12 protein-coding genes are annotated in these 12,469 nt (G+C 41.8%); 5 read left to right on the top strand and 7 right to left on the bottom strand.

Features of this window, described 5'->3' with window-relative positions; all coding sequences use genetic code 11:
* Window positions 1-164 precede the first annotated feature (164 nt).
* Both ACFFAP_RS28980 and ACFFAP_RS28985 read left to right on the top strand, forming a co-directional pair.
* Complete coding sequence (locus ACFFAP_RS28980) at window positions 165-1,676, top strand: FAD-dependent oxidoreductase (RefSeq protein WP_375514471.1); 1,512 nt, start codon at window positions 165-167, stop codon at window positions 1,674-1,676.
* Window positions 1,677-1,783: 107 nt separating this feature from the next.
* Window positions 1,784-2,149, top strand: coding sequence for a DUF6464 family protein (locus ACFFAP_RS28985; protein ID WP_375514472.1), 366 nt, complete (start codon window positions 1,784-1,786; stop codon window positions 2,147-2,149).
* Window positions 2,150-2,254: 105 nt separating this feature from the next.
* On the opposite strand, the gene fmt is transcribed toward ACFFAP_RS28985, so the two are convergent.
* On the bottom strand, window positions 2,255-3,259 hold the full coding sequence (gene fmt, locus ACFFAP_RS28990) for a methionyl-tRNA formyltransferase (RefSeq protein WP_375514473.1): 1,005 nt from the start codon (window positions 3,257-3,259) through the stop codon (window positions 2,255-2,257).
* Window positions 3,260-4,115: 856 nt separating this feature from the next.
* On the opposite strand from fmt, the gene ACFFAP_RS28995 reads away from it, so the two are divergent.
* The 3 genes from ACFFAP_RS28995 (at window position 4,116) to ACFFAP_RS29005 (ending at window position 6,651) form a co-directional block, all read left to right on the top strand.
* Complete coding sequence (locus ACFFAP_RS28995) at window positions 4,116-5,435, top strand: hypothetical protein (RefSeq protein ID WP_375514474.1); 1,320 nt, start codon at window positions 4,116-4,118, stop codon at window positions 5,433-5,435.
* A 624-nt stretch (window positions 5,436-6,059) separates the two neighbouring features.
* On the top strand, window positions 6,060-6,419 hold the full coding sequence (locus ACFFAP_RS29000; protein ID WP_375514475.1) for a type II toxin-antitoxin system Phd/YefM family antitoxin: 360 nt from the start codon (window positions 6,060-6,062) through the stop codon (window positions 6,417-6,419).
* A gap of 25 nt (window positions 6,420-6,444) precedes the next feature.
* Window positions 6,445-6,651, top strand: a complete 207-nt coding sequence (locus tag ACFFAP_RS29005; RefSeq protein WP_273768708.1) for a Txe/YoeB family addiction module toxin — start codon at window positions 6,445-6,447, stop codon at window positions 6,649-6,651.
* A 175-nt stretch (window positions 6,652-6,826) separates the two neighbouring features.
* Here the strand turns inward: ACFFAP_RS29005 and minE are convergent, their stop codons facing one another.
* From minE to ACFFAP_RS29035, 6 genes are all read right to left on the bottom strand, one after another.
* Entirely contained in the window at window positions 6,827-7,114 is a 288-nt protein-coding gene (gene minE, locus ACFFAP_RS29010; RefSeq protein ID WP_229498855.1) for a cell division topological specificity factor MinE, read from the bottom strand.
* A 36-nt stretch (window positions 7,115-7,150) separates the two neighbouring features.
* Window positions 7,151-7,957, bottom strand: a complete 807-nt coding sequence (gene minD, locus ACFFAP_RS29015; protein ID WP_109012001.1) for a septum site-determining protein MinD — start codon at window positions 7,955-7,957, stop codon at window positions 7,151-7,153.
* A 167-nt stretch (window positions 7,958-8,124) separates the two neighbouring features.
* Window positions 8,125-9,165 (bottom strand): septum site-determining protein MinC, encoded by a 1,041-nt coding sequence (minC, locus tag ACFFAP_RS29020; RefSeq protein ID WP_375514476.1) that lies wholly within the window; start codon window positions 9,163-9,165, stop codon window positions 8,125-8,127.
* Between the two features lie 242 nt (window positions 9,166-9,407).
* Entirely contained in the window at window positions 9,408-10,730 is a 1,323-nt protein-coding gene (locus tag ACFFAP_RS29025) for a four-carbon acid sugar kinase family protein (RefSeq protein ID WP_375514477.1), read from the bottom strand.
* A gap of 56 nt (window positions 10,731-10,786) precedes the next feature.
* Entirely contained in the window at window positions 10,787-11,449 is a 663-nt protein-coding gene (locus ACFFAP_RS29030) for a hypothetical protein (protein ID WP_375514478.1), read from the bottom strand.
* 40 nt (window positions 11,450-11,489) lie between these two features.
* Complete coding sequence (locus tag ACFFAP_RS29035) at window positions 11,490-12,002, bottom strand: DUF29 domain-containing protein (protein ID WP_375514479.1); 513 nt, start codon at window positions 12,000-12,002, stop codon at window positions 11,490-11,492.
* Window positions 12,003-12,469: the final 467 nt, after the last annotated feature.

Raw genomic sequence — 12,469 nt, forward strand, 5'->3', positions numbered from 1 at the left:
TCCATTTCCTCTCCCCTTGACAAATCCTGCTTTTCCTTAACTTGTCACGAATCCCCGCAGGGTAGAAAAACCGTTGTAATAGCAAGCCGTTATCTGATGAAAACGGCAAGTTCATATACAGTTCGTATACATTAGTTGATAGACTGCAACAATCGGAGGCTGGGATGGTAGAAGAGTCACAACAAAAACGGGTGGTAGTTGTAGGTGCTGGTTGGGCTGGTTTAGGAGCAACCTACCATTTGGCAAAACAAGGCTATGATGTGACACTTCTAGAAGCAGGCCCCTATCCCGGTGGATTGGTGGCAGGTTGGCAAACAGCAGCCGGAAAATCTGTTGAAGCTGGTATTCATGGCTTTTGGTATCCTTACAAAAATATTTTTTCCCTAATAAATGAATTAGGAATTAATCCTTTTACTACTTGGACTCGTTCTTCGCAATATTCGCCTGCGGGATTGGAAGTTGAATCACCAATTTTTCAAGACTTACCACGACTTCCCTCCCCATTGGGAACTTTTCTTTACACTCAGTTTAAGCGGCTACCACTAATTGACCGTCTCAGTGCCTTGCCTTTACTTTATACTGTTGTTGATTTTGACAATTCTGATGCAGCTTGGCGGCGCTATGACTTTGTAACTGCCCGTGAATTATTCAAAGATTTTAACGTTTCTTTCCGACTTTACCGCGAAGCTTTTGAACCAATGTTATTAGTGGGTTTGTTTGCACCTGGCGAACAGTGTTCAGCCGCCGCAACTTTAGGGATGCTTTACTTTTTTATTCTGGCTCATCAACCAGATTTTGATGTAGTTTGGTGTCGGGGAACTGTTGGAGAAAAGATATTTCGTCCTTGGGTGGAACGTATCGAAAAAGCTGGTGTGCGAGTGCTACCCAAGCGCCGGGTTACAGATTTAATTGTTGATAGTAATCATCGAGCCAAGGGTGTAGTTTGCGGTGATGAAGTAATTGAAGCAGATGCGGTGATTTTTGCGGTTGGGATCACGGGTATGAAGAAAATAGTCTCAACTAGCCCTAGTTTACAAAGCCGTGAAGAATTTCGTAATTTGAGCAATTTAGGAGCAATTGATGTTTTAGCAACGCGACTATGGTTTGACCGCAAAATTGATATTCCTCGTCCTTCTAATGCTTGTTTTGGATTTGACGCAACTACAGGTTGGACGTTTTTTGATTTGAATGCTCTACATGATGAATATCGGGATGAGCCAGGAACGGTGATTGAAGCTGATTTCTATCACGCGAATCAGTTTCTTAGTTTGAGTGATGAGGAGATTTTAGCAATAGTTCAGGGTTATTTAGCAACTTGTCTGCCAGCGTTTCGGGAGGCAAAGATCATTGATAGCAGTGTAATTCGGCTACCTCAGGCGGTGACTCACTTTGCACCTGGCAGCTATCGTTATATGTTGCCCGCTAAGACAAGTTTTGAGAATGTGTTTATGAGTGGGGATTGGATTGTGAACCGTCATGGTTCCTGGTCACAAGAAAAGGCTTATGTTACTGGTTTGGAGGCGGCGAATTTGGTGGTGTCTTATTTGGGAGAAGGTCAGCCATCTGAGATTTTAGCTGTAGAAGAGGATGAAGCGCATATCCAAGTGGCGCGATCGCTCAACCAAACTTTGCGTGACATGGGTAAATCTATCTTACCTGACTTTTGGTTACCCTAATTCGTAGGGATGCGAAGAGTTAATCATTAATTATAATCTAAATTCGGTAAGCTAAAGAAAGCTATTGCGATACCATCCTTATAATGTAAATCAAATCACATAACCTTATGGAGCCAGACTCTTTACAAACCGAGGTGATTCTGACGCATCCGCGTGAGTCCCTCGGTAAAGTGCAACTTGATTGGACACCCCAACCCGGAAATTATCTCGATTTTGAAGGTAAAACCTACGCGGTTTTAGAACGCCGCCATCGATACCAACTTAAAGGTGGGCGCTACCGCTTGCATAATATTGCCATTTACGTGCAGTCAGCTAAACGACCATCTGAGAAAAGTTTTGTAGCGGGACGTTGGGTAGTTGGCGATGCCACCTGCTCCTACAATGCTCATTCAGAAATTATTCGCTGTGCAGTCAACCCAGATGGCCCTTGTGAATCTTGCCGTTTTTATGAAAAATTAGAAGTTGAGAGTTAAGAGTACAGACGCGATTAATCGCCTCTGTACAGGAGTTAGGAGTTAGAAGTTAAAAGTTATTCTTCCCCATCTCCCACCCTGCGGGAAGCTAAAGCTACATTGCCCTCAACTACCCGCACCAAAAACTTCTCCCACAGTTAAGCGGGTACCATTAACAAAATCCCATCCCGACTGGGGACGTTTACCAGCTACCTGAACCTCTCGCAACAGCAACAAACCTTCCCCAGTCTGGACGATCGCCCCAATTCCTTTGGCAATGCTGACTACAACTCCCGGTCTGTCTGATGCATTTGACAAATCAGGCAATTTATGCAGCAATTCTTGTAATTCTGGTGGGAGATCGCGATCGCCTACAGAACCAAGGGGAGCAGAAGTGGTGATTTTCAGCAGGTTGTTACGAAAGGTAGCCGTGCAGTTAGGGTAAAAGCCTCTGATTTGATTGTGTAATTGGATCGCGCTTTTTGACCAATCTAAACCATAATCTTGTTTTTGAATCAGAGGTGCATAAGTAGCTGCTAAATTATCTTGGGGAATTGGTTGAATTTCCTGGCGTTCCAACTTCAACAGCGTTTCTACCAACAAATCCCCACCGATCGCAGCTAGTTTGAAGGCTAAATCTTCGGTATTATCCAGTAATCCAATCGGTGTAGTGGCTATTTGTAGCATTGCCCCGGTATCCATCCCCGCATCCATTAACATTGTCGTGATCCCCGTTTCCCTCTCACCGTTGTACAAGCACCACTGAATCGGCGCTGCACCCCGATATTTGGGTAAAATCGAGCCATGCACATTAATACAGGCTAACTTTGGCATATTTAGAATTTTTGACGATAATATCTGCCCATAAGCGACAACAACAAACACATCTGCATCTAATTGTTTAAGTTGGGTTAAAGTTTCGGTGTCTTTTTTGACGCGTTCGGGTTGCCATACTGGTAAGTTGTGAGCAGTAGCGATCGCTTTTACAGGTGTTGGAGTAAGTTTATTTCCGCGCTCCCGGCGTTTATCTGGTTGGGTGACAACTGCCAACACGTCAAATTCTGAATGATTCAATAACTTTTCCAATGTGGGTACAGCAAACTGGGGTGTACCAAAGAATACAATTTTCATTAATAATTAGTTGTTAATCGTTAGTGATTAATTAATGGTAAATAATATCGGCTGTTTGGTGGTACAATATTTTCGTATTGGTGAAACAAAAGGCTGCAAAATTTAACTTAATAGTTAAGTTAACAAGTGTAACAGGTAATATAAATTGCATCTGCCTTTAGTGAACTTAATCGTTTAGTGGTGTCTCGTCACGAGCCGCTAGAGCATCTACCGAGTCAATTTTGTTGTGTTTCTGATAATTTGCCCCAAATTGCCGTTAAATGCAATTGGGTTTCTAATAAACTATTGCGTCTTCTAGCTATTTCTGTAGTTAAGATTGCAGTTTAGAACTTTGGGTTGCTGACAGCTGTATTTTCTGAGTATGATGTATTGTGCGTCTGCTTTACCAGCTTTTCACGTAACGCCTCAAGTTTACCATTATTAGGGTTTGCCCTCTTAATATTAGTGTGTAACCTGGCTTGTTTGTTGTGTACTAGCGATCGCTAGTACGATCCCCAATCGCCTATTTATCTCACTCTTGGTTGCCAGCGTTATTGCCTAAAGTATACGCTAAATATCCCTTGACTAATACCTATTTTTGGTGTTTTTAGGTATAGCAACTAGCAACATATTGCGTAGTAATTACTGACTTGTCAGCATATTTACTATACTCACATATTTATGTAAAAAAACATCTAGTACCAGACTAAGAAAAGGTGTAGACAATGATACTTAATCTTTATAAAACTCTGCAAACTTTGAGGAAAATATCTCGTCAAAGTTTTTAGTTTATTGTTATACATATAATTACCGCCTGCCCCATTGCCGCATAGGTATTGCTTCTCACATAGCAACCGCCCCTCTAGAGATTCTACAAATGCTTAAACCCCTTTTGCTGTCAGGATGGTTCCGCGCCCAACCATTTATCAATTACGTTGTTGTTGTGATACTGCTCGCACCCTTGCTAGGGGCGTCGGGCCAGTCGATCCCAGTCAGATCCGAAGTAGCTAAACTAACTTCGACAACTGGAGAGTCTGACTCTGTATCAAAGCAAATAGCTATAGTTGAAGAACCTGAGATAGCTGAAACATCAAAAACAGAGCAAACCAACTCCTTAACAGAAGAATTTGACTCTGTGCCAACACAAAGTACTGCTATTCAGGAACCGCAAGTATTACCAGCCGATAAAATTAAGTCTTTGGCTCAAATAGATAGTTCTGTATCAACCAGTGATTTAACTGTTCCTGATTCTTTGAAAGCAGTTGAACTCGCACCGTTAACAGATGTTCCTGTTAGTCAGCTTAATTTAATCCGAAAACTCAAAGCTGCTAATATCAAGTCTTTGAAAGGACAAGAAAATTCTCTCTCTAGAGAAAAGTCTTTAACTGAATCATTGACAGCAACTCAAGTAGCACCAACTCTTAGAGAATCACAACCAACCACAACAACGGAAATACCTGTTTCTGAACCCCGTGATCAGTCCCAAGCAGAACAAATAGATCCCATAGGTAGTCCTCATCCTATTCCTTGGAAATGGATTACAGCGACTCAAGAAGCTATTGCTTCCAAGGGTGGTTCGGGAGTGCGCCACTACCGCAGCATACCCGTGGTTTCTCCAGATGGGAAATATGCTGTTTATAGCCGCGTGCAACTAGAAGTAAAACCCGAAATGTACAACAGCCGTGTCACCAGCGTTCTGTTTGTCCAAGATATGCAAACCAAGAAGTTGTGGGTGATGGCTTCGACTACTCCTGTTAGCGATCCTTTATTAAAGGTAAAAGCTGTAAAGGCTACGTCGTCAGAAGAAACTGATCCGAGTGGTAAAATTGGGGTATTAGTTCCAGTTAGCTGGTCGGAAAAAGGCGATCGCTTCTTAGCACGCAAGTTTGAAGGTATATTTAATACAGGTGATTCTACAGATAGTGCAGTGATTTGGGATCGGCAAAAAAATCACGCTAATACAGTTGCTCCTGCTAATGACGAAGAACATGACAAAATTGCAGTATTGTTAGGTTGGAGTAAAAGGCAACCGGATCATGTGTTGTTCCGTGCAGGTGAATTGGGCGAGGAAAACTGGCCATTAATGCAAGTTGCTAATGATGGTAAGACTTTACCCACAACAGACAACGATCAGCCGATTACTTTTGGTAAAAAGGTTACAGAAATTTGGGCAGGCCCACAAGTAGCCTACCGATAATTTATAAAAAATCTTATATACTCCCGTTGTCAGCAGTGACGACAACGGGAGATTTTTTTTTGGCGTTGCATAAAATAGAAATGATTCTTGTGGGGTGGGCATCCTAACACTAGTGTCAACTTAAGCAAAACCCCTTTAAAACTCAATACAGTTCAGTTAAGCATCTCTTTCTTCTCTCTGCGTACTCTGCGCCTTGGCGGTAGCCTGCGGCAAGCCGATGCAGCGTCTACGTTAAAAAATTGACTTTGGTAACAGACTTTTAGCCTTAACCCAAGCGTATTGCTTTAAAACTTCGTTCCACTGTTAATATAAAGTTTCCGAAACATCGCAGACGTTCATCTACCTTGCCATAATCCGTATTAGGATGCGGCGACTGGCATAAAATTTGACTATTCAAAACTTTTAAAACCCCCTCTTAGACTGTAGATCCTGTAATCTACAGCCACCCTACAATGTTTTTGACCCCAATTAGTCAGAATTGCTTGACCAGGTTTTTTGAAAATTTTACTTTATCAATTTCTATTATGTTACGATAAAAGCATCAACCTGTACAGACTTTATGTACAAGTTAATCGAAAATGTACTTAATTCAATTTACAAGTAAAAACGGAACTTTTGATACTTATGGTTTCTGCTAGTTATACTTACACACAAGCACGAGAAAAGCTGTCTGAACTGTGCCAGAAAGTTACTTCAGAACGCGATTTTGTAATCATTACACGTCGTAATGCTGAAAATGTAGCTTTAATACCTCTTGATGAACTTTCTAGTATTCTAGAAACTGCTCATCTTTTACGTTCTCCCCGTAATGCTGAACGTTTGCTAACAGCTTTAAATCGAGCTAAATCAGGAGTTGTGAAATCTCAAACCTTGGATGATCTTAGTAAGGAGTTAGGATTTGACCAAAAAGAAGAACCTCAAAAACCAATTAAAACAAGAAATTCCAGCAACTCCAAAGCAAAGAAAAACAGTATTTCAACCTGAATTTTTAGAAGACTTAAAATTTTGGGTGGAAAATGATCAACGAGTTACCCTTAAAGTTTTGGATCTTGTCAAAGAGACTTGCCAAGATCCTTTTAAGGGGAAAGGTAAGCCGGAACCTTTAAAATATTTAGATCCTAATACTTGGTCTCGCCGTTTAACACAAGAACATAGAATTGTATATCTTGTAAAAGATGATGAAATAAATTTTTTACAAGCTCGTTATCATTATTAACTATTAATTATCCCAAAATATAAATAAGAATTGTCAGGGCGATTAATTACAGCAACCAATATCCCTGTATCTAGCAATACACATAACTTCATAACAAGCCGTAACTGTAGCGACTAGTATAATTTTTGACCCGCATCGACTTTTAAAACATCCTCTAAGATTAAAACTATAGAGACTAATCACCCCTTTCCCATTCAGGTATGGTTCCTTTGACTCGGCGGATGGGTAAATTCGCAATTAAAGCTGTCGTTCGTTGGTTGCTTTCTAAGGAGAACTCCAAGCCCTCCGTCTCAACTTCGACATAGCGACAGACTACATCTAAGATTTCTTTCCGCATTTTTTCCAACGTTTGAGGGTCTATGTCAGCGCGATCGTGAGCAATCACCAATTGCAGGCGACGTTTAACTTGAGTTCGACTGCTATCAGTACCGCGAGAAAAAAGTCGTTCTAGAAGTTCAATCATTACGAATAGGTCTGGGGCGGAGACTGGAAAAGTAAGTTAAACAATCTTTGTCCTAAACAACCTTCGTATACGGGCGAAGATGCTGTCTTGGGACGAGTCGATCTCCAGAAATTCGACACTTTCCCCTTCTAATCTACGAGCAATGTTCTCAAAGGCTGTGGCAGCTAAAGAGGGATTTTCCGCTAACACTAAGGGTTCGCCGCGATTAGTAGATACAATAACACGCTCGTCGTCAGGGATTACCCCGATCAGGGGAATGGCGAGAAGTTCCTGAACATCTTGCACTGACATCATATCATTTGCCTGCACCATTGCGGGTCTGATACGGTTAATTATTAAATGAACACGTTTGATACCTTGTGCTTCTAGTAACCCGACTACTCGGTCAGCATCACGAACTGAGGAAATTTCTGGGGTGCTGACAATTAGGGCTTCTTTTGCTGGGCCGATCGCATTTTTAAATCCATTCTCAATACCGGCGGGGCTATCGATGATCACGTACTGATACTTTTGCGCCAGTGCATTCACCAATAACTTCATCTGTTCAGGTGTGACTGCATCTTTAGAGCGATTTTGGGCTGCCGGCAAAAGTACTAGATTGGGTTGGCGCTTATCTTTTACTAAGGCTTGTTCTAAGCGGCACTCTCTGGCTAAGACTTCCACCGCAGTATAGACGATGCGGTTTTCCAGCCCTAGCAGCAAATCCAAATTTCTCAGACCAAAATCCGCATCAACCAAGGCAACTTGACGCCCCATTTTAGCTAAAGCCATGCCCAGATTTGCTGAAACTGTGGTTTTACCCACTCCTCCTTTGCCGGAGGTAATCACTATAATGCGAGTCATGATAGAAATGCGGTCAATAAGGGTTCAGAAAATATAAAACAGTAAATTGCAGTATAAAGTATGAAGTATCGTATCAAGTATGAAGAAATATCTGTTCTCCCTGATCAGGGCGAGGCATGAATATTTATGTTATTTCATCCTTTATACTTCATTCTTTAAGTAAATATTTATGGCTCTTGATTGCTCTTGGTAAATTGGTTTCTGGAAAAATCAGTAGCCCTAGCAATGCGAATTCCTTGGGGCGTAATATGTGCCACCTCTGGAGAAAACTGCATTGGCGGTTTTTCTGGTGCCCTAGCTACAGCATCTGCGATCCGTAATTGGGTTGGTTCCATTTGCAAGGCCATAATCAGACACTCACGATTGCCTCCAGCACCAGCATGAGCGATTCCACGTAGGCGACCCCAGATGATAATATCTCCATCTGCAATTACAATACCACCTGGATTTAAATCTCCCAAGAGAATTACTGTACCAGGATGACGAATTTCTACTCCAGAGCGGACTGTCATTTCTAAATAGAGGGCATCTGCCTGGGGTATGGCTGTAGCTTTTGGCTCGGAATTCAGGGAAGTTACGGGCTGTAATTGTTCTACAGAATACCCAGATGTAACGGCAGCGATCGCAGTTTGCCGACGACTAGTCGAGACTGATATTAGCCGTAGTTGGACTTCACTCAAAGCGTCGGCGAGTTCTTGGAGTTGTCTGGCATCTACTAGGCGGTCTTGTGCCATTAGATGCACAGGAGTATTAGATATACGAAAGCGATCGCCTGCATTCAAACGCTGTCTTATTTGTTGCCAAATATCAGACCAACTGAGTTCAGAGGCAGATACTTGAGATTCTGGGGGCAGAATTAATAATAGCCGTCCCTCCTGACTTTTTAACTGGACTTGAGTATTGTCATTTAGGCGATGTCCTGGAATTGCTGACTCATTGGGATTTAAATCAGTAAGGATAAAATCTGATGCCGGATCAGTATTTGAATCTACATCTGGGTTAGCAGGATTTGACTCTACATCCTCAAGGACAGTATTTGATTTTAAATAAAGAAGGACAGAATTTAACTCCGCATCCGGGAGGATAGAATCTGACTCTACATCAGAAACAGTAGGATTTACCTCTACCTCAGAAAGGATAGAGTTTGGTTCTGCATTAGGAAGTGCAGAATTTGACTTTAGATCGGGAATTGCAGAATCAGAAGTCATGAAGTACTAACCAAAAGACGAAGAATACACAGATTTTGGATTTTAAATTTGGGATTTCGGATTTGTATTACCCACAAGAGTTAGAAAGCGCGTAGCAAGACATTAGTCCGGCATGAACCAAAAGATTATTTAATCTCAAATCGTTCGACTGAGCGACTTGCCTTGAGCGTATCGCTAAAGCGAAAGCTCTGCTAACACGCAGCGTCTCCAAGAGTTGCCGAAAGGAGCCGAAGTCTCAAATCTCAAATTGGCATGGTCAACCTCTGATAAACTGTTCCCAAGGCATCAGCATCGCCGACATTACCTGGAAACAGCACCACAGGTAAATCAGGAAACTGGGGATGATCGGATGGCGTTAACACTATTGAACAACCAGCTAAAATTTGACCGAGTAAGCGGGCTGAAGTTAAAGCTAGTCCAGTACTCAAGACATCATTAGAGGTAATGCCACCCTTGCTGATTAAGAATCCTATATCAGATGGTAAACCCCGGACAATATCCATCAATAAAGTTGAAACTTTTGCTCCAAACTCCAATCGTGTGTTGACATCTTTAAAACTCAGTTCCTGACGGCTAGTATAAACCACCGGTGTTTTGCCAGCCTCGTGTACCGCCCGTGTACTTTCTTTGATTTCAGTTAGAAGTGCCGCAGATTGATTTGCATGATCAAGTAATCGCGCTACATTCACTTCGATTCCTACTGTTCCTTCTACTTGCAACAGCGCCTCTAATTGCTGAGTAGTCTTTTTCACATGGGAACCAACAATCACTGCACCTGGTTTGCCTTGTCGCACGTACTGCGCCATCTTTTCGGCGGCAATCGGTTGGGGTGGTAAAGCTGCTAAAGCCGTTAAAATACTTGCTCCACTGCGAAACAGAAAGCGTTTCCCTTGACTTGCTGCTGCTAATATGTCTACTGCAAAGCGGTTAAGATCAGCTTGAGTTTCACCATCGACGACAGCGCACTGATTACCACTCAGTTTTAGTAAGCGTTCCAAACTACCAGCGCGAATATCAGCTAGGAGAAACCTTTCTACAGCTTCGGCCCTAATTCGTCCTTGAGTCTTTTCTTCGACATACTTGGGTAAGTAACTGTGATGGTAGCTGAAGACTGAATCACGGGCAAATTCAGTTTCATGGACTGGGGTGGGTACACCAGCAATAATTAAATAATGCACACTGTCGCGGGTGATGCGTCCGCCATCAAAAAAAGCTGGGACAAGAAAATGAGCATCAAAAGGGCCGAGTTCTTGTGCGATCGCATCAGTTTCAATGGGATAATGTCCGCGCAAAGTAGAATCAGAACGGCTGACAATTAGAAAATCGTCAATTCCTTCAGCATCCAAAGCGATTTTTAGGTTCTGGCAAACTTCTTTGGTGACAGATGCAGCCGACTCTGGCGTTAGCGATCTAGTATTAGTCAGCACAAAGAAAATCGGCGAATCATCCTGCAACCCACTGCGTAAAGTATCCACATCCCAGTGCATTAACAGCAAGCAGCTGTGGACTGTTTGAGAACCTGTAGGGTCATCATCCAGGACAATTATTTTTGGTTTCTTGCTCATTTAGGTCAACGGGGCGATTGTTTTTTAGGAAAGTCGTCAGCAAAGAAAAACTTTACTCAGCCTTTATGCAATTTTCTGATTTCTGCTTGCACATCGATCGCAATTTGCAATGATTGATTTAGCAGTTGAGCATATTCGCCTGCTTGACTACTAACTTGTAAAGCTTGCAGACTAGCTAAATTATTCACAAATAACTCTTGGTTATTAGCAAGCAGTTTTTTATTATCTCGCAAAATTCGTTCCGTTTTCAGAGCGCGGACTAAATCTTCTCTAATCAGTTGCAGGGCGGCGGTTACTTGATCTCGGTCATGGAAACTGCTTTCTACGTTTCCTGATGCTGCCAATTGGTCATTAATATCTATAGCGCTAATCAGGTCATGATATTTATCAACTTCATCTAAAAGTATTGTCAGTCCTTCAGGACAGGTAAGCTGCCGCCACAGCCATCGCCCCACTAATATCGGCATTGGCACTAAAATTAGTAAAAGAATTCCTAGTCGAATTGAAGAACCAATTGTTGGCAGAATAATAAACGCGTAAACAAAACCAACAATTATTGGCGTTAGCGCCAGCATAACCAGCATTTCATTAATCAAAAACCCTAATCGCTTCTTGCCATCTCGCAAAACAGAGGGGCGAAAAACGTCTTCTGGATCGAACCCAGTCAAACGTCTTAGTTCCCCCTTACTAATTTCCAAGCCTATTAAGTCCGGCTGCACGGCTGCATACTCCTATGGAAACCCAAGTTGCGTATTCATTTTAATCGGGTTTACCGTGATGATTGTGGTTATATTCAGGAAACCAGTTTTCATCTAAGATTTGTTCTAAAGAACCAATGGGTATCAAGGGGAATATGTCAATGGGAAGTTGAGAGCGTAGTTTACCGCCGTAGGCATCGCTTGCTTCGGTTCTTGCGTCTTGATAACATTCATCAAATATTTCTAAAATGTAAGACTTAAGACTAGGACTATCTTTGAGTTCATCCTTAATCTCTCTACGGAATGTCCTGATTTCCCCTTTCCAATGCCCTTGATTGCGCTCCCGTTCCACATTCCAGTATGTGAGCTTAAGCAGATGTTCAAAAAGTCGAATTAACAGACTTTTCACCGTTCGCTTCTGGCTTTTACCTATACTTTCTAATTCTTCTAACAAATTATCTAAATCCACAGATGAAAACTGACCAGCGCGAAGTTGGTTGATGGTTGTCCTGAGCCAAAGGTAATAATCTTGCTCGTATAAAGTCTGATTTGTGGGTTCTATTTGTATCACCATATCCTTGCTAAGTTCCTATTTTTTGTATTAATGACTGTGTGTTTTACACATCAATTATGCTTCAAGTTTTGAATACCAAAAATCGCCTGTAATCTCTCCCTAAAAGAAAAATATCCTCTGTAACAACATCATAATAAAGAAAGTTGAGTTGTTGGTTGATTAATTATATAAGCGACTGGTCTGTATGTGAATTAACGATGCTCCCAGTTGTTTCAGGCTTTTCTTAATTATTCTGTGATCGTAAATAGACCATACTGTAGGGGCACAGCATTGCTGTACCCCTACGAAATATGTGGTTTTTAAACTTATTCATATTTGGCATTTCTTGTCAATGCGTAAGTCCTAATATATTTGTTTCGCCCCATTGCATTACCAGTATTGAAACCACTTTCAGGGTCGTAACTAGAAACCAGGTCAAGTCGCTTCTCGAAATTAAAAATTAAAAATATAAAATTAAAAATTGCAAT

Source organism: uncultured Nostoc sp., assembly GCF_964245575.1.
In the GTDB taxonomy this organism is placed as follows: Bacteria; Cyanobacteriota; Cyanobacteriia; order Cyanobacteriales; family Nostocaceae; genus Nostoc.